Source organism: Pseudomonas medicaginis, assembly GCF_965119365.1.
GTDB lineage: Bacteria > Pseudomonadota > Gammaproteobacteria > Pseudomonadales > Pseudomonadaceae > Aquipseudomonas.
On the sequence record NZ_OZ221631.1, the window covers coordinates 2,446,847 to 2,471,915 of the forward strand.

31 protein-coding genes and 1 pseudogene are annotated in these 25,069 nt (G+C 57.4%); 8 read left to right on the forward strand and 24 right to left on the reverse strand.

Annotation, left to right across the window (positions count from 1 at the left end):
• Nucleotides 1-5 precede the first annotated feature (5 nt).
• The 9 genes from ACMTA2_RS10805 to ACMTA2_RS10845 form a co-directional block, all read right to left on the reverse strand.
• Nucleotides 6-335 (reverse strand): phage tail assembly protein, encoded by a 330-nt coding sequence (locus tag ACMTA2_RS10805; RefSeq protein ID WP_413794822.1) that lies wholly within the window; start codon nt 333-335, stop codon nt 6-8.
• A 50-nt stretch (nt 336-385) separates the two neighbouring features.
• On the reverse strand, nt 386-901 hold the full coding sequence (locus ACMTA2_RS10810; RefSeq protein WP_413794823.1) for a phage major tail tube protein: 516 nt from the start codon (nt 899-901) through the stop codon (nt 386-388).
• A 57-nt stretch (nt 902-958) separates the two neighbouring features.
• Nucleotides 959-2,128, reverse strand: a complete 1,170-nt coding sequence (locus ACMTA2_RS10815) for a phage tail sheath protein (protein WP_413794824.1) — start codon at nt 2,126-2,128, stop codon at nt 959-961.
• Nucleotides 2,129-2,239: 111 nt separating this feature from the next.
• Complete coding sequence (locus ACMTA2_RS10820; protein ID WP_413794825.1) at nt 2,240-2,641, reverse strand: phage tail assembly chaperone; 402 nt, start codon at nt 2,639-2,641, stop codon at nt 2,240-2,242.
• A gap of 5 nt (nt 2,642-2,646) precedes the next feature.
• A complete protein-coding gene (locus tag ACMTA2_RS10825) occupies nt 2,647-4,791 on the reverse strand; it encodes a phage tail-collar fiber domain-containing protein (RefSeq protein ID WP_413794826.1) in 2,145 nt (714 codons plus the stop codon).
• Nucleotides 4,788-5,405, reverse strand: a complete 618-nt coding sequence (locus ACMTA2_RS10830; RefSeq protein ID WP_413794827.1) for a phage tail protein I — start codon at nt 5,403-5,405, stop codon at nt 4,788-4,790. Before ACMTA2_RS10830 ends, ACMTA2_RS10825 begins: the two co-directional genes overlap by 4 nt.
• Nucleotides 5,405-6,316, reverse strand: coding sequence for a baseplate J/gp47 family protein (locus ACMTA2_RS10835; RefSeq protein ID WP_413794828.1), 912 nt, complete (start codon nt 6,314-6,316; stop codon nt 5,405-5,407). Before ACMTA2_RS10835 ends, ACMTA2_RS10830 begins: the two co-directional genes overlap by 1 nt.
• Nucleotides 6,313-6,657 (reverse strand): GPW/gp25 family protein, encoded by a 345-nt coding sequence (locus ACMTA2_RS10840; RefSeq protein WP_310663073.1) that lies wholly within the window; start codon nt 6,655-6,657, stop codon nt 6,313-6,315. The genes ACMTA2_RS10835 and ACMTA2_RS10840 overlap by 4 nt, the downstream gene beginning before the upstream one ends.
• A complete protein-coding gene (locus ACMTA2_RS10845) occupies nt 6,654-7,226 on the reverse strand; it encodes a phage baseplate assembly protein V (RefSeq protein WP_413795631.1) in 573 nt (190 codons plus the stop codon). Before ACMTA2_RS10845 ends, ACMTA2_RS10840 begins: the two co-directional genes overlap by 4 nt.
• Nucleotides 7,227-7,349: 123 nt before the next feature.
• Here ACMTA2_RS10845 and ACMTA2_RS10850 point away from each other — a divergent pair, with 123 nt between their 5' ends.
• Nucleotides 7,350-8,567, forward strand: a complete 1,218-nt coding sequence (locus ACMTA2_RS10850) for a hypothetical protein (protein WP_413794829.1) — start codon at nt 7,350-7,352, stop codon at nt 8,565-8,567.
• Here ACMTA2_RS10850 and ACMTA2_RS10855 read toward each other — a convergent pair.
• The 12 genes and pseudogenes from ACMTA2_RS10855 to ACMTA2_RS10910 form a co-directional block, all read right to left on the reverse strand.
• Complete coding sequence (locus tag ACMTA2_RS10855; RefSeq protein ID WP_413795632.1) at nt 8,564-9,031, reverse strand: phage virion morphogenesis protein; 468 nt, start codon at nt 9,029-9,031, stop codon at nt 8,564-8,566. The two genes, ACMTA2_RS10850 and ACMTA2_RS10855, sit on opposite strands and share 4 nt — an antisense overlap.
• Entirely contained in the window at nt 9,028-9,504 is a 477-nt protein-coding gene (locus ACMTA2_RS10860) for a phage tail protein (RefSeq protein WP_025569509.1), read from the reverse strand. The genes ACMTA2_RS10855 and ACMTA2_RS10860 overlap by 4 nt, the downstream gene beginning before the upstream one ends.
• Nucleotides 9,501-9,689, reverse strand: a pseudogene (gene lysC, locus ACMTA2_RS10865) (Rz1-like lysis system protein LysC); the annotation flags it as partial. The pseudogene lysC and the gene ACMTA2_RS10860, both read right to left, overlap by 4 nt.
• Entirely contained in the window at nt 9,601-10,044 is a 444-nt protein-coding gene (lysB, locus tag ACMTA2_RS10870; protein ID WP_339490604.1) for an Rz-like lysis system protein LysB, read from the reverse strand. The pseudogene lysC and the gene lysB, both read right to left, overlap by 89 nt.
• Entirely contained in the window at nt 10,041-10,247 is a 207-nt protein-coding gene (locus tag ACMTA2_RS10875) for a hypothetical protein (protein ID WP_413794830.1), read from the reverse strand. The genes lysB and ACMTA2_RS10875 overlap by 4 nt, the downstream gene beginning before the upstream one ends.
• Nucleotides 10,244-11,086 (reverse strand): N-acetylmuramidase domain-containing protein, encoded by an 843-nt coding sequence (locus tag ACMTA2_RS10880; RefSeq protein WP_413794831.1) that lies wholly within the window; start codon nt 11,084-11,086, stop codon nt 10,244-10,246. Before ACMTA2_RS10880 ends, ACMTA2_RS10875 begins: the two co-directional genes overlap by 4 nt.
• Nucleotides 11,083-11,406 carry a phage holin, lambda family gene (locus ACMTA2_RS10885; RefSeq protein WP_003183304.1) on the reverse strand — a complete coding sequence of 108 codons (324 nt, stop codon included), beginning with the start codon at nt 11,404-11,406 and terminating at the stop codon, nt 11,083-11,085. The genes ACMTA2_RS10880 and ACMTA2_RS10885 overlap by 4 nt, the downstream gene beginning before the upstream one ends.
• A 45-nt stretch (nt 11,407-11,451) precedes the next feature.
• Entirely contained in the window at nt 11,452-11,664 is a 213-nt protein-coding gene (locus tag ACMTA2_RS10890; RefSeq protein ID WP_122567996.1) for a tail protein X, read from the reverse strand.
• Nucleotides 11,664-12,125: a head completion/stabilization protein gene (locus ACMTA2_RS10895; RefSeq protein ID WP_208667013.1), complete on the reverse strand. Its 462-nt coding sequence runs from the start codon at nt 12,123-12,125 to the stop codon at nt 11,664-11,666. Before ACMTA2_RS10895 ends, ACMTA2_RS10890 begins: the two co-directional genes overlap by 1 nt.
• A gap of 104 nt (nt 12,126-12,229) precedes the next feature.
• Entirely contained in the window at nt 12,230-12,928 is a 699-nt protein-coding gene (locus ACMTA2_RS10900) for a phage terminase small subunit (protein WP_413794832.1), read from the reverse strand.
• Nucleotides 12,929-12,938: 10 nt separating this feature from the next.
• On the reverse strand, nt 12,939-13,946 hold the full coding sequence (locus ACMTA2_RS10905; RefSeq protein ID WP_413794833.1) for a phage major capsid protein, P2 family: 1,008 nt from the start codon (nt 13,944-13,946) through the stop codon (nt 12,939-12,941).
• Nucleotides 13,947-13,989: 43 nt separating this feature from the next.
• A complete protein-coding gene (locus ACMTA2_RS10910; protein WP_413794834.1) occupies nt 13,990-14,820 on the reverse strand; it encodes a GPO family capsid scaffolding protein in 831 nt (276 codons plus the stop codon).
• Nucleotides 14,821-14,987: 167 nt separating this feature from the next.
• On the opposite strand from ACMTA2_RS10910, the gene ACMTA2_RS10915 reads away from it, so the two are divergent.
• Nucleotides 14,988-16,748 carry a terminase ATPase subunit family protein gene (locus ACMTA2_RS10915; RefSeq protein WP_413794835.1) on the forward strand — a complete coding sequence of 587 codons (1,761 nt, stop codon included), beginning with the start codon at nt 14,988-14,990 and terminating at the stop codon, nt 16,746-16,748.
• On the forward strand, nt 16,745-17,770 hold the full coding sequence (locus ACMTA2_RS10920) for a phage portal protein (protein ID WP_413794836.1): 1,026 nt from the start codon (nt 16,745-16,747) through the stop codon (nt 17,768-17,770). The genes ACMTA2_RS10915 and ACMTA2_RS10920 overlap by 4 nt, the downstream gene beginning before the upstream one ends.
• A 23-nt stretch (nt 17,771-17,793) precedes the next feature.
• On the opposite strand, the gene ACMTA2_RS10925 is transcribed toward ACMTA2_RS10920, so the two are convergent.
• Both ACMTA2_RS10925 and ACMTA2_RS10930 read right to left on the reverse strand, forming a co-directional pair.
• A complete protein-coding gene (locus ACMTA2_RS10925; protein ID WP_307571325.1) occupies nt 17,794-18,183 on the reverse strand; it encodes a hypothetical protein in 390 nt (129 codons plus the stop codon).
• A gap of 122 nt (nt 18,184-18,305) precedes the next feature.
• Entirely contained in the window at nt 18,306-19,010 is a 705-nt protein-coding gene (locus tag ACMTA2_RS10930) for an SOS response-associated peptidase family protein (protein ID WP_413794837.1), read from the reverse strand.
• Nucleotides 19,011-19,107: 97 nt separating this feature from the next.
• Here ACMTA2_RS10930 and ACMTA2_RS10935 point away from each other — a divergent pair, with 97 nt between their 5' ends.
• From ACMTA2_RS10935 to ACMTA2_RS10945, 3 genes are all read left to right on the forward strand, one after another.
• Entirely contained in the window at nt 19,108-19,533 is a 426-nt protein-coding gene (locus ACMTA2_RS10935; protein WP_014338712.1) for a LexA family protein, read from the forward strand.
• A complete protein-coding gene (gene umuC, locus ACMTA2_RS10940) occupies nt 19,526-20,803 on the forward strand; it encodes a translesion error-prone DNA polymerase V subunit UmuC (RefSeq protein ID WP_145132686.1) in 1,278 nt (425 codons plus the stop codon). Before ACMTA2_RS10935 ends, umuC begins: the two co-directional genes overlap by 8 nt.
• Nucleotides 20,804-21,731: 928 nt before the next feature.
• Nucleotides 21,732-21,923 carry a hypothetical protein gene (locus tag ACMTA2_RS10945; protein WP_413794838.1) on the forward strand — a complete coding sequence of 64 codons (192 nt, stop codon included), beginning with the start codon at nt 21,732-21,734 and terminating at the stop codon, nt 21,921-21,923.
• 167 nt (nt 21,924-22,090) lie between these two features.
• On the opposite strand, the gene ACMTA2_RS10950 is transcribed toward ACMTA2_RS10945, so the two are convergent.
• Nucleotides 22,091-22,306 (reverse strand): hypothetical protein, encoded by a 216-nt coding sequence (locus ACMTA2_RS10950; protein WP_413794839.1) that lies wholly within the window; start codon nt 22,304-22,306, stop codon nt 22,091-22,093.
• A gap of 829 nt (nt 22,307-23,135) precedes the next feature.
• On the opposite strand from ACMTA2_RS10950, the gene ACMTA2_RS10955 reads away from it, so the two are divergent.
• Both ACMTA2_RS10955 and ACMTA2_RS10960 read left to right on the forward strand, forming a co-directional pair.
• A complete protein-coding gene (locus ACMTA2_RS10955) occupies nt 23,136-24,635 on the forward strand; it encodes a polymorphic toxin type 44 domain-containing protein (RefSeq protein WP_413794840.1) in 1,500 nt (499 codons plus the stop codon).
• Complete coding sequence (locus tag ACMTA2_RS10960; RefSeq protein ID WP_413794841.1) at nt 24,613-25,041, forward strand: hypothetical protein; 429 nt, start codon at nt 24,613-24,615, stop codon at nt 25,039-25,041. Before ACMTA2_RS10955 ends, ACMTA2_RS10960 begins: the two co-directional genes overlap by 23 nt.
• Nucleotides 25,042-25,069 lie beyond the last annotated feature (28 nt).

The window sequence follows — 25,069 nt, forward strand, 5'->3', positions numbered from 1 at the left end:
GTCTTCTACGCAACGAGGGACGCGTCCGTCTTCACCGACTTCTGCAACAAAAAACCGGAGATCTTGCTGCCACAGGCGAGCAGGTCGGCCGGGTCCATGCTGGCGACTTCGGGCGCGGTGATACCGGGTGCGCTGATGCGCGGCAGGATTTTGATGAGGGTGGCCACGTCCATGTTCAGCAGGTCCACCAGTTGCACACCGCGCAGCTCGCCGGATTGCGGTTTGCGCAGGGTAATGCTGTCGATGACGGTCTTGCCACGGGTGATCGGGGTGTCCAGGGTGACCGTGTTGTCGTCAAGCGGCGGCAGGGTTTCAAGGGTATCTTCAGGTTTCATTTGTGGCTCCAGATTGCAGGGTTAACCGCCCTGGGTCAGGGCGAGAATGATCAGATACCGAGGGCTTGGCGCTGCTTTTCCAGCATGTCCACGCCATTGACGATTTCGATGAAATTGAGCAGGTCGATTTCGATGATCTCTTCGTTATCGACGATCAGTTTGTAATAGGTGCAGGTGGTGGTGATGCTGTGCTCGGTATCTTCGCCCGGCTGTGCATCACCCATTTCGATGGTCTCGTGCCGGCCGCGCATCACGACTTCCACGGCGCTGATCTCTGCGGTGTCGTCCTGCTGGAACGAGCCGGTGAAGCGCAACGCGACGCCTGAGGCGTTGACGGCACCGAACTGTCTGAGGGCGATCAGATCCAGGCCGCCGGTCTTCCATTCGAACTGGATTCCGTCGTCCGAGAAGCCCATGTCGGCCTTGACCGGGCCGTTCATGCCGCCGCCACGATAGGCTTCCATCTTGCGACCGAGCGGCGGCAAGGTGACGGTCTTGACTACGCCGAGGTAGCTGTTGGCATCGTTGAAAAGGTTGAGGTTCTTGAGCTTGCTGGGCATAGCCATGGTGGTGTTCTCCGTTGCGCTGACGCGGGGACAACTCCCCTTGCGGGGAGGCCCTGGTTAGCTGTTGATCTTGCTGGCGAAGTCGATCAGGTAGCGGTCGGTGATGCGTTGCCGCAGCGTGAGGTCTTCCAGCGGTGGCACCGGCGTGTAGTCGTAGTCCAGGAACAGCTTGCCGGCCTTGAGCGTGTCCTTGTCGTTGGCATCGTCTGGGTACCAGCACTTGCCGCCGATCAGGTAGCCCGCCGCGATCATCTCGCGGAACTTCGCGTTGACCCCTTCGATGATGTCGCGCACCAGGGAGGCGTGCAGCGGCTTGTCCACAGCCCACATGTGCGCCTCGGCCATGGTGTCGGCGAGGATTTGCGCGGTGCGGGTGTAGTTCTCGAAGGCAAACAACGGGTCTTCACTGGTGGTGCGGCTACCCCAGAAGCGGAAGCCGCCCTCATTGATGAGTGTTGTAACTTCGTTACTGTTGAGGTAGTTGGCGTCTGTCGCCGGGTTTTGCAGATCCCAGAACACGTCGGCGCTGATGCCGGTGACGCCGTTGACCGCGACGTTGGACAGCGTCTTGTGCCAGCCCACGTCCTGATCGATCTTGGCGCGCAGGCCCAATGCCCGGGCCACGGCCGAGGCTGTGACGGTCGCGTTGGTGACGGTGCTCCAGTTCTGGAACTCCGGCCAGATGACCATGGCTTCACGGGCGCCGAAGTTGTCACGGTAGGCGACCACCTCTTCCTTGGTTTTGCTGCCCCAGGCGCTGACGTAGGCGAAACCGCGCAACTGTTGGGCGATGGTGACCAGGGCGGTGGCAACCGGCAGGCTGTCGAGGCCTGGCACACCGAGGATGCGTGGCACCATTCCAACGCGAGCCTTGGCGGCGAGCAGGGCTTTCATGCCGGTGTATTTGCCCTCGGCCGTGGTGGTGCCGATCAGGGCGCTGGTAGTTTCCGCCTCGGTCTCGCCTTCTTTCACCCGCACAACGATGGTGTAGGGCTTGGTCTGGTCGGCGATGGCCTGAAGACTCTTCGCCAGTGTGCCGGTGGTGCCGGCCTTGCCGATGGCGGTTTGTACGTTGGTCAGTAGTACCGGTGTGTCGAACGGGAAGGCGGTGGCATCAGCATCGTCGGCCGTGCAGACCATGCCGATAACAGCGGTGGGGATGGTGCGAATGGGGCGGGTGCCGTCGTTGAGTTCGATGACCCGCACGCCGTGAAGATAATCGGCCATGGGTTTGCCTGCGCAGTGATTGGGATGACAGTGCACAGGCTGCCGCGCGCGCGCCGGTTGGGCGAGCGCGGGGGCTTGTAGGGGAGGGGGTTACAGGAAAGAAACCATCGCCTATTGGATCTGATCCATGATCCAAGCCGGTGAAACTGGCCGAAATTCTATCCCTGGGAACGCTCCCGCTTGGGGCCAGTCGCGAAGCGCTTGGCGATAGTTGAGCAATTCTGAAAATTGCTCCAATGTCAGTGTTGGAGGGCGCTCCAGGTCCTGTTCATCACGATGTCGTGTGACCAGCCACTCCGTGGATTGCAGTTCGGCGTTGCGCCACACCCGCTCAGCTTCAGCCTGTTCGGAGGCAGGGATTGCTGGTGGGGGTAAAAACTCATCCTCCTCTAAAGTCCATCCTGGCCGGGTATCGATAGGGCAGGCCTGCCATACCAGGTCGGGATGAAATCGCTCGGCTGGATCAACGTCAGTAGTTTCGACTACCCGTGCGTTTTCGATTCTTGCCCACATACTGATCACCACTGAATGATTACGTTGCCGGCGGCACCTGCGCCACCGTTATAGCCGAAGGCCGCACCTGAACCACCACCGCCAGGCCCAACACCTGTATTACCTGCGACCGACCCCTGCGTGGATCGACTACCGGGACCACCACCCGACCCACCGTATGGCCCATAACTGTGTTGTCCAACCCCAAGTGACGTATTGAAGTCTCCCCCAGTGCCGAGCCCACCACTCCCAGGACCATTCGCATAACCGGACGAGGCGTTACCCATGCCCCCGGCCCCGCCAGTAGCAGATAGATAGGCCCCAAAAGAAGACGTTGCACCGATTTCGCCAACAGCCGCGTCTACGGTAGCGCCAGCGCCACCAGCGCCTACGGTCACCGTAACGCTAGTGACGCTCGACAGGTCAACCAGCCTTTGCGAGAAACCTCCCCCCCCTCCGCCGCCGGAGCCAGCCCCGGAAACTCCAGAACGGCCGCCACCCCCGCCACCTCCGATAACCGTAACCCAAGCTTTTTTCACGCCAACAGGCACCGCCCAGGTGAAAACGCCTGCGGTTTTGAATACTTGGGTGCCACGAAAAGGCGCTTGCTCACTGGTGATGCCAAACTGCCAAGGCGTCCATTCGCCTTCGCTTTGCATGGTGCGCGAGGCAAAAACCGGCGTCCGACCGCTCGCTAAGCCACCGGTGATTCGCTGCACCAGATAGTTGGTGCTCATGTAGCCTTCAACTACCAGGCTGTAACGGGCAGCCGGAGGCCAGTCGGGCGGGAGATTTAGCAGACCGGCGGCAGGGGTCAGATAATTGCCAGGGACCCGATAATTGTTCATGTCCACTTCGGTGCTCAAGACGGCTCGTCCAGCCCCGAAAGCGCCGACCGCCAACATAGCCCCAGCGGTCAGATCCAGCGGGCTTGCCTGTTTAGGCGTGTTGAGTTCATCCCACAACTGCGCCCAGGCGGTCCATACGCCGTTACTCAAACGGGAGCGCTTAAACGTCAGAGCAACACCGGCATTGACCGACTCCCAAATTTGTAGTGCCGAGAGAGTGTTATCTCGCTCCATGTGGAAAAACACACCCCTCGGGATCTCAGCTCCGGTTGTAGGATTCTTGGGACGAGTTCCAGATGATCCGTCGCTGAAGGTGTAAACCCCCGTTTCATTGATCAGGTCGATGTTGCCATTCCACACATAGCCATAACTGGCGATGCCATAGCGGGCCAACACGTTTCGAACAAACGCGGTCGTCGCAATGGACATATCGTTATCCGTAACGACGGGCGTCGGGGCCGTTGGGTTTCCCTGGAAAACCGGGGAATTGATCGCCGCGAACCCCTGCGTCACGTTCTGAAATGTCAGTATCGTGGTGCCTAGGACAATCGCACCGTCTGTGACCAGTTGCCAGCGGGTGTCGGCTAGGGTGATGCCTTGCTCGACGGACACAATCAGTGCCGAGGTCACTTCGGCGCTGCTGTCGGCGTCAGGCGCACGCTGCCAGGCAGAAGTTGCAGCGATATAAATGCCGTTGTCTTTAGCGGCCGCCTGGTTCTTCACCAACACCCGGTCGCCCGCCAGCAGCGTCACTCCATCCATGACCTGTAGGCCGGTAAGCGCGATATTTCCCGTGGTCGCTACACGTACTGACTGTTTGCTGTCGAGTTTGTACAGCTCATCACGAATTTTGGAGTCCACATAAGTGCGGGTTGCCAGGACAACGCTCGGGTCGATCTTCAATTCGACGTTGGCGGTGTTGCTGACGATGAGGTTCATCCGCACCACCTGAGTACGACCCGAACCTTGAGTCAGCAGAGGCTTGAAGCTTGGCGCACAGTTCGCCACGGCGACTAGGTCCCCATCGGCGTCATACAGTCCCACCTCGCGAATCCACCAGCCGCCGACATTCTCGGGGATGACCTGTTCGGCAATGATGATGTTCGGGTTGGCTGAGTCAACCTTGAGCTGATTCAGCGGGGCGCGTCGGCGCTCGTTAATCAGCTGTGTCTGCTGCTCGTTGGGCATTGGCTCCGTGTCGTTGGCATCGCCCACGCCCATCTGCGCGAATGTCCAGGGGACCCCCAGCGCGTCCGCGTTGGCCTGTTTGGCCTTACCGATGGCGGTGAGGATGGCGAAAAATTGGCTGTTTTGGTCTGTCATGGGTAGATGTCCATGGTGTCGATCTGGTGTTCACGGCCGCCCTGATGGATGTAGCCCGTGACCTCGATGTCTCGCTGTGTAGGTGGGTAGATATCAATCTCGTCGCCCTCGGTGACGCAGGCGCCGATATAAACTGAACCGGTGGTCTCCAGGCTGATGGCGAGCCCGGTGAGGTGGCGTGTCAGGGGCTTGGCATCGTCGATCAACCAGGTGAGTTCCTGATACATCTCCTCGGTGATACCAGTGTCGAGCACGCCGACCTTGAGCCTGAAGGTGGCGCGAGGGCCGACCGGAACGGTCTGCCACCATTCGATGATTTCAATCAGGTAGCCGAGCGGTTCAACGACGCGGCGTAGTGAACCGATGGTGCCCTTGCGCGAATGGATGTAGTACGCGCTGCGTATGGCGGCGCGCTTGGCCGCTTCTGTCCACTTGCTGTCCCAGCGGTCCACGGAGAAAGCCCAGGCCAGGTAGGGCAAAAGGGGCAGTGGGCAGAGGTCGGGGTTGTACAGCGTGCGCAATGGAATCGGCACACGCTGGATCTGGGCCAGCGCCTGCGCCGCTTGGCGCTCCAACGGCGTCGAATTGCTTGGGAGAAGGGGCGCGTCAGCCATTATTCAACCCCCAGCGCCAAATCGACAGCCGTGCAGTAGGGAGCCTGGTACTTCGTGGCTACGATGTCCGCCCAGTTCTCCAGCACAACCTTGCGCACCCCCTCGACGTGCAGCGAGGCGTGGATAATCGATTCCGAAACCTCCAAGCCCAGGCGGCGCCGTTGGTGCACGAAAGCCAGCAACTGCGCATTGGCCGCCGCGAGAATCAACTCGCTCTCAGGGCCGGACGTCGAGAGAAACAGCTTGGCCTTGACCTGGTAGTTGATGACCTGGGCGCTTTGCACAGTGAGCCGATCCGCGACAGGGCGGCGGTCGTCGTCGCTGAGGTAGGCATTGACCTTTGCCAGCAGCGCGGGCGAGGCGGTGCCGTCGCCCAGGATTGATTGTACGGTCACCACCGCCTCGGCCGGGGCGGGGCTCTCGGCAGTGGCGTCGGCAACCTGGCCGTCAGCAGAGCGCGCATGAAAGATATAGCTGTTACGCGGGCCGGCAGTGCTGAGACCTTCCCACGCCATTTGAGCCCGCTCCCGCAGGCTGTCGTCGCTTTCCATCAGCAACGGGACCGGCGGCACGGCCGAGGGCTTGGCGGCCTGAATGACCAGGCGTTTGACGTTGAAGTTGCCGGCCAGGTTCTCTAGGTCGCTGCCCTTGGCGAGGGCCAGCATGTTGGCGACCGACGCCTCATTGACGCGCTGACGCCACACCGTCTCGCGGTAGGCGTTCTCCTGGAGCAGTTTGGTCAGGGGCTCAGATTCCAGCTCAAGCCGTGCCGCGATCTCAGCCTGTTCCTCGACCGGCCAGAGGCTGATAGCGTAGGCCTTGCGCTCGGCGAGGATCTGCTCGTAATCAACCTGCTCAACGACCTCGGGCGCGGGGAGCTGGCCCAGGTCAATCGCGACGAATGAGTTCATGCGCTACCCCCCAAGTTCAGGGGCACGCTCAGGCTCAGCGGCTCGTTGCTATCGACGATGCTGCCCTCGATGTCCAATGAGGATTGACCTTGCAGCGTGGCGCCCTGGAACTGCACCCGACTCAGGCTGATACGCGGCTCCCAGCGCATTAGCGCCATGACGGTGGCCGCGTATACCTGCAAGCGCGTGATGTCGTTGAACGGGTGGTCCACCAGCTCGGGTAACAGGCTGCCGTATTCGCGCCGCATGACTCGGGTGCCAATGCGCGTGCTGAGGATGTCGCTCATGGATTGGGCGATGCTTTCCACGGTGGTGATGGCGGCGCCGGTGTGTCGGTTCATTCCGGTTTCCCCGTCTTGCCGCTGCCAGGCATCACGCCGCCGTGCGGGTGTTTCACCAGGCTGATGCCGGCGGCTACCACGTCTACCGAGACGGTGACCTTACCGGTTACGTTCTGGTTGCCGGTCTGGGTGTAATCGCCCTGGTGGGTGATGTTGCCGACGATGTTGATGCCGCCGGTGCTGACCAGGTTGGTGGTGCCACCATCGGTGAGCGTGGCGTTGAGGTGGTGGGCGACGCTGTCGTACTCGATCACTGTGCCGTCACGGTAGGTGACGCGGTGTAGGCCCTCGCGGTCGCCGTTGGCGGGGATCTGGTCGCTGAAAAGGCCGGTCAAGGCGACGCCGTTGCCGAGTTGGCCCGAGGGGCTGAAGAGCAGAACCTGTTCGTTGACTGTCGGTGGGTTCCACTCTCGGTCGGCGCCGGCCCGCAGAGCGATCCACGGCAGCCAGGCAGTGGTCAGTGTTCCGGTTTTGACCTGCACACGCGGAGGCTGCATCTGGACGGCGGCGATGGTGCCGAAGCGGATGAGGTTTTCGATCAGGCGGGCGAGGGTGGCAAAGTCGTTCATGGCGCCGATGGTGGCGTCACGCGCGTATGAATTCAGCAATATTGCCGTGTAAGAAGTCGGCCTACAGGTTCCCGTTTCTAAGCTAAGGTGATGGAACACATCGTTGTATCAAGGAGTGATTTGATGCTTTCCATCCTGCATCCAAGCGTGATGCGCAAAGTTCATGAATTGTCTATCGGCTTGCTCCCAATAACTATCAAGGGAGATTCTATCCCGAAATTGATTGTGAAAACCTCTAAGGAAGCAATCTTAACGGCTAAAGTTAGGCAGGGCTTTCTTATCTATCTAATACCGTACGAAATTCCTGGCGTTCGATCTCTCGCTTTCCTAGCTGCTTTTTTTGATGATCAGCGTCACCCCTATACGTCAGGTGGCGCGCTCATAAAAGAGTTGATGGCTAAGGATTTTTCTTTGTTATTCCAAGCACCAATCGTCGATGTTCATTTCTTCGATGAGCTTGGAAGGGAGATGCTGGCATATAGAACCGAATTCCATTCCACTAAACGGCATAAGGATATGTTAAGAGGGGCTATTGTTCCCTCTATCGAAGGTTTGAATCAAAGTTTGATCCTTAATCACATCACCGAATGGTTTCGATTTAGCAGCCAAGCAGACGATGCCTCAGCAATCAAAGTGACATTTACAGAATCGCTTATGCCTGATGACATCATATACTTCGATATGCGTCCTGGCGCTCATGACTATCATGGCAGTCCGGGATTCAGTTCGGCTCCTTTGGAACGTAGTGAACCGGGGCCGTTTCAAGAAAAAGAAATTGTCGCTTTGCTTCAGCGTACCTTTAAATCTAAAGAAATCTATCTTGCCCCTTTGAGAGTGAATGATAAAGAAGAAGTGGTCGATGTCCTAGTGGTGACTGATCGTAGCGTGATTCTTATACAGGCTAAAGATAATCAAAATCTTGAAAGTACGTTAAATAAAACTATTGAGAAGAAACGAAATGCAACCAAAAAGTCTCTAAAGGGCGGGCTTGGTCAAGTAAAAGGGGCTATTGGTTATTTGAAGAGAACAGTTCCGTTTGTCTTTTTGATAGATGGAAAGGAAGTTGAGGTGGATTTGACGGGTAAGCGAATATATGGGCTGGTGATATTGAGAGAGCTTTTTGATGATGATTATGATGAATATACGCCTCCTATGTTAGAGCTTTATAAGGCGACAGGGGTAGCCTGTATCCCTTTGTCATACACGGAACTGCACCAGTACACTCGCTTTATCGAAGGTGATGAGCATTTTTATGACGCCTTCAATAAGGTGTTCAGTCATGGGCTAGAAACAGGCATGTTTCCTCGACTTCGGGTGCATCCTCCAGGTACAAAATTTTAACTTTCTTGATGAATCAGATGTGCCAACAGCCCGTCGCGGATCAGATCAAGATCCGCCTCGGTAAATCCTAGAAGTTGCCGCTGTTCATATCTTACGTCTGGTGCTCCCCGTTCGGCTCGATCTTTCAATCCATACTGGTGAACCCTAGCGATTCTCGCGATCCTTCCCGTGAACCCTACGCTGATAGCGTTGCCGTCGCCTTGGACCTTCAAAAAACTTGCCGTGCGCAGCTTCTGAAACATCTGTCCCTTTCGTTTCACTCTCCCTTGCTTCCCACGCAGGTTGCGCTGCTTTCGCGGCGCGTATTTGCTGCCGTCTGTGTTGCGCTGGGCAATGATTCGCTGTTGCTGGTTGCGCCGCAGGGCCTGGCCGATGCTGCGGGCCAGTTTGTTGCGCGATGCCGGTTCCAGTTGTCCCAGCAGGCCGGCGGCCCAATCCTCCAGCGTTTCCAATCGGTTGGTCACTTCGGCACGACCCATTCACTGCCGGTGCCTTGGGCACCAGGTATCCACGCCGGGTCAAGGAATGCGGCCACCTGCTTAGGTTCGCCAGGATGGTGAATGGTGGTATTGCCATCGGCGTCTTTCCCCACAACCACACGCTCGGTTAGCGGCAGTGTCAGGCTCAGGTCCACCTTGCTGTTGTCTAGGATATCGGCCTCGAACTGGATGCCCTCGGCGGACTTGTTCAAGTTCTCCAGCAGCTCGGATTGGTTCACGCTCAGCCAGCCCAGCAACGGCAACATGACGCTGTCGGGGTGACCGGCGTAGTCGGTGAGGATGACCTGTAAATCAAAGCTGTATTCGAACGACAGCGAGGCAGCCGCGGTGCAGCGGATTTTGCCGTTGTCGATGAAGATCAGCAGCCGGTCGGGGTTGTGCTTGAGTTCGGCCACTGTGCTCAGCAGATGGGCGCGCAGGCTTTCGGGTTTGTTCATGGGGCCGCCTGTTGATGGTTGAACACCATGTCTACCTGGCCGGCGCATTCAGCCCAGGCGGCTTCGACGCGGTCCTGGTCGGTGAGCTGATCGCCGTTATTGAGTGGGCTTGTCGCCGGCAGGGTGCAGGGCACCACGGCCGGACAACCACTGACGATAAGCGTCGGCGCCGGTGAGGGCGGGGCGCTCGCGCAGCCGGCGAGCAAGCTCAGGCAAAGGCTGGTCAGCCCAGTTGCGAAGGTCTTCGTTTTCACGTTTCAGCGCCTCGATGGTTTGCTCGCGCTTTGCCAGGCCCTGGCGCAGTTGATCCTGCTGGGTTCGCAGGGCAGCCTGGGCAATGCGCTCGTCGTTCAGGGTGTTTTGCAGGGTGCTGAGATTAGCGCGCAGCCTGTCAGCTTCATCGCGGGCGATTTTGATGTCCTTCCCCGCCAGTTCGGTGTTCTTCTCGGCCACGGTGATGCGTTGTTCCTGGCCCCATATGAGCAGCGCCAGGGCGCCCAGCAGGGCGATGCCGTACAGCGCCTGGCGCAGGGTACTCATGCGCGGTACCAGCCCAGTTTGTTCATGTCGCCGACGTCCATCAGCTCCACCGGACCTCGCACGATTACGACCCGGCAACCGGGGGTCATGTAGGCCAGGGCTTCGCACAGCAATTCCATATCGGCCTGCTCGGTATTTTCCGGCACCACCAACAGGTTGCCGTCTTGGACGTTCAGTTTGCGCACCGCCTCCAGATCGATCATGCCGCCACCGCCTGGCCGCAGCTGCACTCAGCGTGCCGCTCATAGGCGCGCTGGAGCTTGATGTCGTACAGGTTCCGCTGGTAATCCGGGCCGTTGTAGAGCTTGGCGAATTCGGCCCATTTACGGCCTTTCAAGGCCTTGTGCAGCACCGGGTCGGTCTGGATGAAACGCACGAAGGCGGCGAACTGTTGAGACTCGCCTGCGCTCATGTCCTCGACCAGCGCTTGCACGCTGGCATAGCCCAGGCGGTGCCAGTGAAAGCCCATGATCTGGAACGCGCCCCAGGAAGCGGATTCCAGCGCGGCGGTGTCGTCGATCAGGCGCGCATGGCCCAGGCGTTGATGCTCAGCAGTGCCGCCGGCATAGCCCCCGGACTTCGGATTGACGATGGCCGGATTGGCGGCGGCCAGCTGGTCGGCGTGGCGCTTGAGTTCGTCGGGGTTGTCGCCTTCGTGGCGCGGCGTGGCGAGCTGGCGGTACATGATGTGCCGTTCGAACAGAATCACCGGCTTGCCGTTCGCCAAAAAGCCTTTGCCCTTCGATTCAACCTCGTTGACGGCATAGACGCTAGCCAGCGGTACGTCGAGGATCTGTGCGGCCTGCACCAGGTCTTCGTTTCTCAACAGGAGCTGGCAGTCACCGCCGGCCAGGGTGGCCTGGGTCTTTTCGCCGGCAACGCCATCGGCGACCAAACCGACTTTCAACTGATACGCCCGCACGGCGGTCTCGGTGGAATCGCCATAGTCGCCATCCACCACCAGTGCGGCGCCGTGGTCGTTCAGGTTTTTTTGCAGGATGCGCACCGCCTGGGAGCGGTCGCCGTGGCGAAGCGTCGTCATAGCTGTTCTACCTTGCGAGTGAAAAACTTCTTGGCTGCGGCGCGAGTCCCCTCGACGCCAAGCAAACCGATTACCCCACCGAAGAACGGTGCGGTTGAGGCGGGGATACCGAGCAGCGCCAGGCCATGACTGGCGGCCAGTGCCAGGGCACCGCAAAGGGGGGCCTCGACTGCCATCCGCCGCAAGGTGCCACCGCCATACATGATCCGTAGGGCGGCGATGGTCAGAGCCAGGATCCCCGCGTAAAGGGCAGGCCAGTTTTGTTCGAGCCAGGCGGCGAGCCAGGCCCAGGTGTCGGGACGTTCAGGCATGCGCTTCATTCCGTAATCCAGGGTTGGTGGGTTCGTGGGCTCGTTGCAGGTTGATCAGTCCCATAGGTTCACCATTTGCCGCTGTGGCGCGGCCGTCTGGGCTTCGGGCATCTGCACGGCCAGGCCTTGGGGCAGGATCGGCCCGAAGTCGGCCAGGCCGGGGTTGGCTTCGAGTACCGCTTCGGTTACGCCGGCCGTGCGGCCGTAGTGACGCCAGCACAGGGCGTCAACGGTGTCGTTTTGAAAGGCGCGGACGGTGACGGGCATCAGATCAGCTCCACGGTGGTGCGGTTGATGCCGAGGAAGTCACGTACAGCCCAGCGCAAGTCCCGGCGGTAGTCGTCAATGTTCGGCGTGAGATCTTCGGCGTTCTGGTTGCCGCTGTTGGTGCTGTCGTAGGAGCGGTAGCGCTCACACACTTCGGCGCCGGTTGCGGCTTCGATGGCGCGGCGGTAGAGGTGCACCAGGACAGATACGTCGTTGATTTTTTCGCCGGGAACGTCTGCCAGTTCGGCATGGCCTGCGGCCTGCTGGACGGCGCGCCATCCGCTCAGCTCGCGGTTGACGCTGATGGCGGCGGCTACGGCGGCGGTTTCCAAACGTGGCGCGGTGACGCTGGCATCGATCCGCAGGGTGGCTCGCAGCTCGTCGAGATCAATCGAGGGCCAGAAGGCGTCGGTGTTGATATGGCCGCTGGCGACGGGGCCGCTGGCTACGAATCCGCTCATGGAACAGCACTCAGAAATAGGTCGCCGGTGGTCGGGGCTTCACGTTCAGGAGGAGCGGCCTGGCCGATCCGCCCCGAGCCGGCGGGGTGCGTGGGGACGCTCGGTTAGCCGGCAGGGCCGGCAAGTTTGTTGAGCAGGCGTTCGGCCCGCTCCAGATCTTTTTTGCCACCGCAGGCGTCATGCAGGGAGATGGCTTTTTTCAGTAGATCCACACCGGCCTGAAGCTGGCCGGGTTGTCCTGGGGCCTCTTCGGTGATGCCTTCCAGCGTGGCGCGGCCCATGGCGAGAAACAGCTTGGCGCGGGCCTGGTCGGGCATGTCTTCGGCGTCGGTGAGTTCGGCGGTGCGGTGCAGGATTGCCAGGTCGAACGGTTCACCAACCTTCTGAGCCTTGAACGCTGCCGTCGCGACTTCCTCGGCGACCAGGCAGCCCAAGGTGCGGGCGAAGCGGTCAGGCATGACCATCTTGTGTTCCAGCACGTAGGTCGCGATGTCGAGCCCACCGGTGAAGTCGCCGGCATCGAAGCGCCAGACCATGACGGTGGTCAGTACCTCGTCCTGCGCTCCCTGGCCGCCTTCCAGCACACCTTGCACATAGGATTCGTAACTCGGCAGCAATTGGCGCTTGAGTTCGGCCTTGCCCTGGTTGGACTGGACCTGCTTCAGACGCAGGCGGTCTTGCAACAGTTGGTTGAGCTGGTGTTCGTAGGCTGTAGCGCCGGCCATGGTTTGGGTGGGTTCGGTCGCTGCCGCCTCAATGGCGGCAGTGACACGTTCAAAGTGGCGGCGGCAGGGGTTGGTCATGATGGCCGCCTCAGTTCAGGGTGATGTTTTCGGCCATGGCCGCGCAGCCCAGGTCTTCGATGACGTAGCTTTCGTTCACCGATTCGTAGTTCTCGATGCGGTCGCGCTTGGCGTTGTCCACAACGGTGCGGCGGCGGGTACCTTCCTGCCAGTACAGCGACAGGTTATCCAGGCGGGTCACCAGCAGGCCGTTGGCCGGGAAGTGCGGCACGCGTACCGCTGGCAGGTTGCCGAGCCGTTTTTGACTGGTGACGATGTCGGCCGCCAGCATTTCGGTCGGCGCTTGGACCTTGTTGATGATCGGGAAGTACTTGTCGGCCAGCAGTTGGCGACCGCAGATGACCACTAGTTCGGTGTCCTCCTGATACCAAGGCTCGATGAACTCGTTGACCATGCTGACGACCAGAGCGTCGATGTTTTCGAAGTCCTTGCCGGCGCCGATTTCGATTTTGCCGCTACCGGATACCACCTCATCCAGCACCCGGGCAGGGTTCTCCAGGCGCATTTTCTGAAGCCAGCCGATGTTGACGTCCTGCAACAGCGGGTTGGTGAGCGGGTTGGATGTAGCGGCACGGCTGATCCCGTTCCAGCCAATCATGATCCGGTTGAGTGCCTGGGCCTTGATGATGGCGTCGCGGATGCGTGCTTGGAAGTCCTTGAACTTGGCCCACTGGTCCAGCTTCTGATAGCGCAGGCCGGTATCGAAGTTGGTCTGGGTGCAGTTGTACCCACGGTCGTCCAGGCCGCTCGGGTCGCGGGGCTCGCGGTCTTTGACGGTGGTGTCGGTGGTGCTGGCAATGGTGCCGTCGATGCCGATGCCAATTTTTTCACCCGATTGTTCCTGTACGCCATAGACGTTGATGGCGCTGAGGAAGGTGCTGGATTCCTGAATGCGGGTTTCCAAGGTCTGGGCAACGCTTGGGTCCGCTGTGAATTTGGTGGTGACGTCAGTCACCCCATGCAGTTGCGCCAGTTGTTGCAGGTAGGCGTTGAACAGTACTCGGGTGTCGTTACGCATGTTGATCGTCCTTCATGATTCGGGGCTGTGGTTGGGCTGACTGTCAGCAGTCGGTCACGACCAAGTCATTGCCGCCGGTTACAGGCGGGCGCGTTTTCTGGCTGTGGTCCTGGGTGGTGGAGAGCTTGTTTTTCAGCTCCGTGAGTTCCGTGCTGACCTGGTCGAGCTGGATTTTCAGCCCCGCCGAGAATTTCTTTTCGGCGGCCAGTTGGTCGGGTAGATCCTTGACGTGTTCGGCGATGGCTTCGACGGCTTCGCCGATCTGGGCGAATTCGGTGTCGTCCTTGGCCTGCTTGCCGGTCAGCAGCGCTTGCACCTTGTTGAACAACTGGGCGCCGATGCTGGGCTTCTCTTCGATTTCCTCGAACTTCAACTCGGTTTCCACCGCCTCGGTAAACATCGACGTTGCCGAGTAGTGGCGATCCTTGAAGGGGCTGGCGTCAGGTTTCTGGGCAGAGAACGCCAGGACGTCGGTGCCCAGGCTGGCGGGCGAGTCAGTGACCGCCAGGCCGACGATGTAGGCTTCGCCGGTGTCGGCAAAGCTGTCGTCGATTTCGATGGAGGTGTAAATCTTCTGTTTCGCCTTGTTCATGGCGATCAGCTCAGGGGTGGGTTCAACCTGGGCGAACAGGGCCAGTTTTTTCTGGCCGTTGATGTCCACCTCTTCGGTTTTCACTGCCAGGACATCGCCGTAGGCCTTGAACGGGCTATCGGGCAACAGGCTGCGGAAATGCTCCAGCCAAATACGGGCGCCGTAGGTGGACGGGTTGAAGTTCTTGGCGGCCTGTTCCAGCCAGCTGCGTTTGATGGTGCGCTTGTCCGAAGTAGCGCCCTCGACGGCGACGCGGAACCAGTTGCTGCGAAACTTCTTCATGCCGGGAATCCTCAGTGCGTGGGGCGCCTGCTGGGTTGAGCAGTGCGTTGCAATGAGGGGCATGGTCGTCACGGGCGCGAGCGGCGGCAACGAGGCGGGACTGTAGGCGGGGAGGGTACAAGGGGCGGCGCTATTGAGTCGTCGCCTTGGGCGGCAGCATCTCGGCCATGACGACGACCTGCCTGCTGCCTATCGATCCACGACGCCAATCCAAGTTCCTGTACTGGATGGGTTGGCGCATCTGCGAGATTGCCGAGGCTACGGGCGAAAAGGAAAAAACGCTACACAGCTGGAAGGCCCGCGATGAGTGGGACCGGGCCGACAACGTCGAGCGCATCGGCGGCGCCCTGGAAGCGCGCTTGGTGCAGTTGATCCTCAAGGACAACAAGACCGGCGGCGATTTCAAGGAGATCGATCTGCTGCATCGACAGCTTGAGCGCCAGGCCCGCATTCAGCGCTTCCAGGACGGTGGTACCGAAACCGACCTCAACCCGAACCTCGCCAAGCGCAACGAGGGGCCGAAGAAAAAATCTCCCAAGAACGACATCAGCGAAGACCAGATCGAGCTGCTGCGCGAGGCGTTCATCGACGGCTGTTTCGACTATCAGAAAGACTGGTACCGGGCCGGCAACCAACGCACCCGCGTCATCCTCAAGAGTCGGCAGATCGGCGCCACGTACTACTTCGCCCGCGAGGCGTTTATCGACGCCCTGGACACCGGTCGCAACCAGATTTTCCTGTCGGCTTCGAAGAACCAGGCCTACCTGTTCCGGGGCTACATCCAGGCCTTTGCCCGGGAAATCATCGGCGTCGAGTTGACGGGTGACCCGATTGTACTGCCCAACGGTGCCGAGCTGTTTTTCCTCGGGACCAACGCCCGCACCGCCCAGGGCTATCACGGCAATTTCTACTTCGACGAATTCTTCTGGACGTTCAAATTCGAGGAGTTGAACAAGGTCGCCTCGGGCATGGCGATGCATAAGAAATGGCGCAAAACCTACTTCTCGACGCCGTCGAGCATGGCCCACGAGGCCTATACCTTCTGGACCGGTGAGCGTTTCAACAAGGGCAAACCTGCCGCGCAGCACACCAAAGTGGACGTGACCCACGGCGCGCTTCAGCAGGGCCGGTTTTGTGAGGATCGGTTGTGGCGACAGATCGTCACCATTCTCGATGCTGAGCGCGGCGGCTGCGATCTGTTCGACATCGAAGAGCTGCGCCGGGAGTACAGCCCCGAGGCCTTCGCCAACTTGCTGATGTGCGAGTTCGTCGATGACGGCGCGAGCATCTTCCCGCTGTCGGTGTTGCAGTCTTGCATGGTCGATAGCTGGGTGGAGTGGGCCGAGGACTACAAACCTTTCGCCATGCGCCCGTTCGGCGACCGTCAGGTATGGGTCGGCTATGACCCAGCCGAGACGGGCGATTGTTCTGGCCTGGTGGTGGTCGCGCCTCCCCTGGTGCCCGGCGGCAAGTTCCGCGTGCTCGAGCGCCACCAGTTTCGTGGCATGGATTTTGCCGCCCAGGCCGCCGCCATCAAGGGCGTGTGCGACCGCTACTGGGTCACCTACATCGGTATCGACGTCACCGGCCTGGGCAGCGGCGTGGCCCAGCTGGTGCGCCAGTTCTTCCCGGCGGTGACCACTTTCAGCTACTCGCCCGAGGTGAAAACCCGCCTGGTGCTGAAGGCTTACGACGTGATCCATAAGGGCCGGCTGGAGTTCGACGCCGGCTGGACCGACATGGCCCAGTCGCTCATGGCGATTCGCAAAACCATCACCGCAGGCGGTCGTCAGTTCACCTACACCGCCGGCCGCAACGACAACACCGGCCATGCAGACCTGGCCTGGGCGCTCTTCCACGCATTGCAAAACGAACCGCTCGAAGGGCAGACCGCTGCCAATACCGGGCGAATGGAGATTTTCACATGACCGAACAACTTGCCAGCCAAGAGCTACTGCCGGCCACCCTCGACGCCGCCAGTGCGGGTACCCAGGTGTTCAGCTTCGGTGACCCGACGCCGGTGCTGGGTGGTCGGGAGGTGTTCGATTATCTGGAATGCTGGTTCAACGGGCGGTGGTATGAGCCGCCGTTGTCGCTTAACGGCTTGGCCCGTTCTGTGGGAGCGAGCGTGCATTTGCATTCGGGGTTGATGTTCAAGCGCAACCTGTTGAGCAAGACCTTTGTCCCGCATCCGATGTTGTCCCGGGCGGCTTTTGAACAGTTCGCCCTGGACTTTCTGTGCTTGGGCAATGGCTATCTGGAAAAGCGTCGTTCGGTGCTGGGGAGCACCAGGCAACTGGTGCCGTCGTTGGCGAAGTACATGCGGGTCGGGCCGGAGGGGCAGTTCTACCAGGTGCAGGGCTGGAAGAATGAACACGCGTTTGAGCCGGGGAGCATCTTCCACCTGCGCGAGGCGGATTTGCATCAGGAGATTTATGGGCTGCCGGAGTGGATCAGTGCGTTGCAGTCGGCGCTGTTGAATGAGTCGGCGACGCTGTTCCGGCGCAAGTATTACGAGAACGGTAGTCATGCCGGTTTTATCCTGTACATGACCGATGCGGCGCAGACTGAAGCGGATATCGACTCTTTGCGTAAAGCGCTGAAGGAGTCGAAGGGGCCGGGGAATTTTCGAAACCTGTTTGTTTACTCGCCCACGGGCAAGAAGGATGGGATTCAACTAATCCCTGTCAGCGAGGTAGCGGCCAAAGACGAATTCAACTCAATCAAGAATCAGACCCGTGATGACGTGCTGGCGAGCCTGCGCATTCCGCCACAGTTGATGGGCATCGTGCCGCAGAACGCGGGTGGGTTCGGGTCGATCAGAGAGGCGACGCAGATCTATGCAGCCAACGAGCTGGAGCCCATCCAGACGCGAATGGTGCAGTTGAATGATTGGTTAGGTGAAGAGGTGATGCGGTTCAAACCTTATGAGCTGGCCCCAGCCATCTAAGCAGGGGCTCAGCTGGTTCAATGTCAATCGTCGAATACAACATCGCGATTATTTATTAAACCGTGGTTTGATATTGTCAGGCTGAATCGTTTGAAGAGAGTAAAAAACTCAACAACAGTCATCTCTAATTTAATTTTACGAACCTTAAGTGGTTCGCCCGAGTCAACGGCCTCTTGAACGTTCTCATAACCTTCGTATTGGGTTACTAGAAGGGTAACGTCTACGTCAGTAACTTGAGGCTTGCCCATCAGTTCTGTTGCATATGCTTCAATACCCACCAAGAACTCGCCCTCATTAATCAAGCCCCGAGTTCGAGCGTATTCGCCTATGTCGTTTTGATCGTGTCGATCAGCAGCTACGGTACCTTTGAAGTCGCCATATTGAACGCTGGCGTGAAAATTTTCCTGCCCCATGTGCTTCCCCTCATCCTTTATCGTTGATCGCTGGGTGGCTTTGTTTCGAGAAGCTGCCTGTTTGTAAGATAGGCATAATGCCAGCTGGAGCCTAGCCCATTAATTCAGGACATGAATAACTTTTACCCTTCTGTCGTTCTCAAAGTAGGTGTTATTAATTCTTCGCCCTGGTTTTTTACGTTTCCCACTGCCTTGCCCACGAGAAACCACTCAAAATCCTCTACAGGGCGGCAGTGCTCCCGTGCAATTTCCTCTGCTCGCGCTGGCTCCAAATCAGGAGTCAACCACTCGCGGGCGAGGTCCGGTGAAAGCACCAGGGGCTTTCGATCATGGATATCCACCATACCTTGGTCACTGGCTGCGGTGATGATGACAAAACCATCGCTTTCTTGGCCCTCAAGCCCAGGTTGAGCCTGTGCAAGGGCGCCGAAGAACATAGGCTTCTGGGTTTTCAGGCGAATGAAATAGGGCTGTTTTTTCTTCGGGTCATTGGGATCTTTGACCCACTCATACCAGCCCTCGCTTGGAACCAGAGCACGTCCGTTCGGCCACAGCTGTTTGAAAAATTTCCCCGTCGTGACGGTTTCAACCCTCGCATTGATGGGATCGGGGCGTTTTCCCTTTGCCCAAAATGGCGACCAGCCCCACCTGACTGGAGTGATGTGAAGGCCGGCATCGCTGGTGTGCAGGATCTGTACGCGAGTGGTCGGGGCGATGTTGTACCGGTTGATCGGTATCGCATCGAAACCACTGAGTAGCGGGAGCTGTGGCCCTAGCTCCTCCATAAACACCGCCATCCCCTCGTACTGCACGAATCTCCCGCACATGGGTTGTCCCGCCTGTCAGATTTTTCCTATACAAAATTGACCGCCAACCTTGTACAAAGTTAACTGTATGTTCGTACAGTATTTTGGAACGTGCGTCATGAGCTTTTCAATTCTAGGCCCTATTGCCGAGGGTGGCCTGAAGCTGCCCTTGTGTTCGTTTCGAGTGCCCGCCGGGTTTCCATCTCCGGCGGCGGACCACATCGAAGCGCACATCTCATTGGATGAGGTTCTGAACATTCGCGCCCCGCATGTCTACCTGGTCTCAATCGCTGGGGAGAGCATGCAAGGCGCTGGTATTTTTGAAGGCGATCTCGCGGTGGTGGACCGCGCTTTGGAGCCTGCGCACGGTCACATCGTCGTAGCGCTGCTGAACAACGAGCCCGTATGCAAGCGGCTTTGCATTCGCGGTAGGGAGGTGATTCTCCTGTCGGAGAACCCAAAGTATCCACCGAGGTACGTGCTTGAGGGCGACGAGCTGGTGATCTGGGGCGTCATTACATGCAGCGTGCGCAGCCATGTCTAAACCCCAGCCAGTTTTCGCCCTGATCGATTGCAACAGCTTCTATGCCAGTTGCGAGCGCGTGTTTCGACCCGACCTGGCCCGCGTGCCCATTGTGGTGCTGAGCAACAACGACGGCTGCGTGATCGCCCGCAGTTACGACGCCAAGCCCTATGTGAAGATGGGCGAACCGTATTTCCAGATCAAGCACAAGCTGCACAAGCACGGCATCGTCCCGTTCTCGTCGAATTACGCGCTCTACGGCGACATGAGCGAGCGGGTCATGACACTCATTGAATCAATGGTGCCCGCCGTCGAGGTCTACAGCATTGACGAAGCCTTTGCCGACATGACCGGCATTGATGGCCGGGATGCGCTTGGCAGGAAGATCCGCAGCCAGGTGCTTCGCTGCACAGGCATCCCGGTTGGGGTGGGGATCGCCCACACCAAAACCCTGGCAAAGCTGGCAAACCACACCGCCAAACGGCTCCAGGTGGAAACCGGCGGTGTGGTCGATATCTGCGACCCGTTCAAGCGTGACTGGGTTCTGCGCAACACCGACGTGTCCGAGGTCTGGGGCGTCGGTCGCAAGATGAAACTTCACTTGGACGCCATGGGCATCAAGACCGCAATGGACCTGGCGAAGGCCGACCCGTGGACGCTACGCAAGAAGTTCAGCGTGGTGATCGAGAAGACCGCCCGGGAGCTGGCCGGCACGCCGTGCCTGGAGCTGGACGAGCCGGACCCACCGAAGCAGGAAATCTGCTGTAGTCGGATGTTCGGGAAGCGGCTCACGGACCTGGCACCCATCAAGGAAGCGGTGGCTACCTACATGATGCGTGCTTCGGAAAAGCTCAGGGCGCAGCAGTCGCTGTGCAAGAAGATCCGCGTCAGCATCCGCACCGGCATGTTCAACCCGGAGGAGGCGAAGTACGCCAATGGTGTGCTGATCGACATGCCGTACCCCACCGATGATGTGCGGCTGCTGACCAAGGCAGCGGTGGACGCGCTCGACCGCGTGTTTCGGCCGGGCTTCAAGTACAGCAAGGCTGAGGTGCTGTTGATGAACCTATGTCAGCAGGGGGAGTACACCGACGACCTGTTTGCCACCTCTCAGCCAGCCGACGCTACGAAGTTGATGGCGGTGTTGGACCAGATCAACGGGCGATGGGGCAGAGGGACGCTCCGATCAGCCAGCGTGCCCGTCAACCCTGACTGGGGCATGCGTCGGGAGATGATGAGCCAGAGCTACACGACCAGGCTGGACCAGCTGTGGCAGGTGTCCTGTCGATGACCTGCTGACCCCATGAGCCGCCCGCCGAGGCGGTTTTTTTTCGCCCCAAGAAATCGCACCGAAATGGGGCGCTATCGGCGGGCAGTGGCGTGCTTCAAACCTGGCGCGCGCCGTCGTCCCCCCACCGCGCCTCCGGTCTAAATAGGTCTTTTTTTCCGCACACCTGCGGACTGCTCGAAACGAGCCCGGCCGGGGGCCTTCTGACGATTCTGGGAGATGCAAAAGCCTGCGGATCCCTGCATGCCGAGGGGGTTCGCTCATTGGTCTCGACAGGCGCTTGGCTTGAGGGGAAGGGGGCGGGTCAGAAAAAGAGTAATTTCAGTAATCAGGGGGAAGGGATGGCCTGGAGCCCACGTATTCCGTGGCTTTGCTGATTACAAAGATGAGTAACAAAGAGGTAACTAAAAAAGTAATAAATTCTCAAGCCGTTGAATTTAAAGGGTTTTTTGTTTTGTGAGAGTTACGTCAAATAAGAGTAATCAGATTACTTCAATATTACTTAAAAATTACTCTTTGCGGATCTGAGAAAGTCCTTTGTTTTCAATGGATTGCAGGCTTGATCGGACCGATGTTACTCATGTTACTCTTTTTTTTTGCCCCCCCTGATACTTCTCTTTTGCTAGCCCATACGTGCGTACGCGTACGTGCGACTGGCATTTTTTCGAGTCGATGATTCACATGGGGGCTGGACTGGGTTGGGCAATGCTAGGGATTGGAGCGACAAGCATTACAGCGCACCCATGCGCACGGCTACGCTCGTCAAAGAGGGTGTAACGGGGAGGGCAGATAGTACGGGCCTCTGGTGAAACTCGTACACGTGCGTTTGGCATGGCGGAATGGATCGTTGACGCCAGGGACGCGATAGCTATCGTTATACGTCGGGCGGTTAGGAGACTGGGCGCCCGTCCGCTTGAACGAGGACACAGCGATGGATGAAAAGATAGATGAGCAGTCCATCTTGAGTGCAGCTAGAGAGTGGGCCTGCCGAACTGGAAGGGATGAAGCAACGGCCGTCAGCAGCGCCTCAGAAACGATGGCAGCACTGAAGGCTAAGCTACCGCTGGGCGAGTTTGAAGCTGTCTTGAATGATCTTCTTCGTCAATACAATGAAGGTGGCTGAGACGATGCCGCTTGATTGGCGCGGTCCGTTGCCACGGGCATTCGACGACGCGGGTCGCGCTATCTATTTTTGTCGCAACCTACGGATCGCTCGCACTCCAGACGCCGGCAAAGCCTGGCTTTTATCCGCTGCCAGCAGGGCAATAAACAAACAGCCGCTACTGCCATTTAGGGGAGATCCGCCCCTCTCAACCGGGCCAAGCCTTGTTTGATATATCCGGCGTTTTCAGTAATCGTGTTAAGCGCCCCTCGAACATTCTCACCTGCCTCCACAGCGTCTTGCTGCTCAGCCCACAGGGTCAGCTCCATTACTGCCGCCTCTAGGGCCAGTTGATTTTGATAAAGCCGTTCCAGAACATCCGCTAGTGAGTATTCGCTTGCCATTATCGCCGACTCCTTTCGAAAGGAATTAAGCATAGCAGCAGCAATGCTCGGGATTGCTGGGGCAAACGAGAAAGGGCCAGGGCTTCAACGTATTAGACTGGCGTTGGTACAAAAATGGTACGGAGCTTGGCGCAGGGTGCTACAACGCGCGTATTACGTGGCCTGTAGAATTAGAAGTTCCAATCCATCATCGGGGCGACGGAGAAGCGGCGGGAGAGTGATTGGGGGGCAGCAGTGGTTAAGTACATTGAGGAATCTGAATGGGTAGGGCAGAGGAGGGGAGTTTATCAGGAATGGGATCGGGTAAGGCTGACGGGCTTGATCGGAAAGAGCGCTGAATCTCCCGGCAGGGTTAGAGATACCCAGTTCAGTCGGGAACCTTGGAGCGCTGGTTGATATGTTGGGATTGTAGGTCGATGCAGGGCTCGAATAAATCTATCCACTTTTCTTCATCCCATTTTTTTCATAAAACTTCAAAACTATTAAATCATTGATAAACGTTGGAAATATAGGCTTCCTAATAAAGTTCGGCAAAAAAATGGTGCGTAGGAAACTTCCCTAAATTATGTACGACGTCGATTGCATAGCCGCTAAAGCTGCAAATGATGGTTTCGGTTGCACCGTGGGGAAGCGTTGACGACTGCATTGGACAGTGGACGTATCTGGTGTGTTTATGCATAAACGCATAAAAACTCGTTGCGTGATTAACTGTTTTTTTTATAGAGTGTTTTTCGCTATCGGAAAGAGAGTGTCGTAAGGCCTATTTATCTGGCTTGAAGTACAAAGAATGCCGATAAAAATACATGCAGTAATATAAAAGGAGCAATATATGACAGGACCGTTAGAGCTACCACCATTGGTTATCACTCCCGATGGTCCACTACCTAATCCTCCGGGCCCTATTTTAGGGTATGTTGCAAAACCGGTACCTTGGAACGGGCAAGTGGTAGAGATTGTAGAAGTTGAGAATTTTTTTAAGCGGCGGGACGTTAAAAACGAACGTCTAATAATGACTGTTATTTTTACGATTTTTCAAATAAACAGAAGCATCGATGAGTCATATCGTTCCTATTTTAGTAAGTTGAGCTCTGAACTTGACTCGGAAATTCATGCTGCTGTCGGTTTTGCTGATGGTTCTTCCTTGGATAGGTTGAAAGCTGAAGAACATGTTGTTTCTAAAATGTTGTCAAAGGACTCGTCGGAGCTCACTAAGAGTTTGATGGTGGCAAATAGTTTTTTTGGTGGCAGTCCGTTTGATCGAGATATGAAGAAAAGGGCAGTTGATTTTGTAAATATAATGGGTAGGCGTAATGGTAGGCTACCGTTGGAAACTTATAGGGCGTGGCTCAGATCTATTACTGCTGCGTATAGAGGGAAGGTGCTCGCGGAGCGAATAAAAATTTTAACTGGCAAGTCGCGGGCTTTAGTTTCTGCTGTTTCGGCTGCGGAAGAGAAAGAGAACTTGAAGGTGTGGGCCGGGGTGGCTGTTTGGGCAGGTAAGTACAACGCAAAGAAAAATCCTATTGTCAATAAATATAAATTTGATAAGGCCAATGTCGAGAGGAACGTACAGTCTAAGCTTGATGTGGCTGCCGCAAAAATTCCTGGTTCTATAGTGACTCCTGTTGATTGGGTTAATAAGGGAATTAAGGTGGTGAATCAGGTATTAACTGATGAGCGTAGAGAGCTATCTGCTCTGAGCTCAGTATTGGGAAAGTACCCTGGCGTGGATTTCAAGAGACAGGATCTTAAAGCTTTTCTTGAACGTACGCGGGATAATCATCTAGATCCTGATGTTTCATTCGAGCAGGAACTTGCAGCTATTCAAGCTGCCTATCGAAGCGACGTATTGAATGATGAGATCAGTAGTCTCGAAGGTCGACTGTTAAAGTTACTTGCGGCTCAAGAAAAACAATCGGAAGAGCGAGCTGCTTCAGGTAATCCTCCGTTATCGCCGCCGGGTGTTGAGTTGGATGGGAACTTGGAAGAGGCAAGGAAGTGGAGAGAGGCGGCTGAAGTAATTGTAGGTGGGGAGGCTTACGTTCTCGGAGTGTTTTACACTAAGGTGCGAAATAAAGGTGAGTGGGATTATAAGCAGCGTGGTAGAGAATTTGAGGAGTTTGGTAATTTCAATTACGGTGCTACTGGCACCGCGGCGGGTATTCCAGAGCAGGTATTGTTAAGAGCTGCTGGTGCTGCTCAGTCCATAGCGGGAACATCAAAGGCGGAGTTTGGTAAGTGGTGGGCAGAGTCACCCTACGGTGATGATAGGATGGACCAAATATGGATAAAGGCAGGTATAAGATATGCTAAAACCAAAGGCTTATAAATTGGCTTTTTTAACCCTGTTGCTGGTTTGTATTGTTCAGGCAGCATATATTTTCTTTAGCGGTTCATCCTTGCCGGAGCCATCAAAAATAATTTCAGTGACGCCAGTTGATACCGCCGGCGCTGTCTACGAAGTACTTTATGACTCGGGTGGGGCAACAGTCCCTTTTGTCTATCGATATTTTCTCATCGAGAAAACCGATGACTCTGTTGCAGCGCTTGATAAAATAAAGTCAAGTAGCCCATTTCTTGTGACGCAAAGTTCTGGTGCTGTTCGTGCGACTTTGCCTGGTAGGGTTAAACTCAGAACACTGGATGTTGTGTATGAGTATAGGAATATTGCTTATTATGAGGCTAATGGGGAGTGGAAACGCGTTAAGTTGGATCTGACTTCAGATATTCCATGAGGGCGAAGGCCGATTTGGCGGTTCGGGT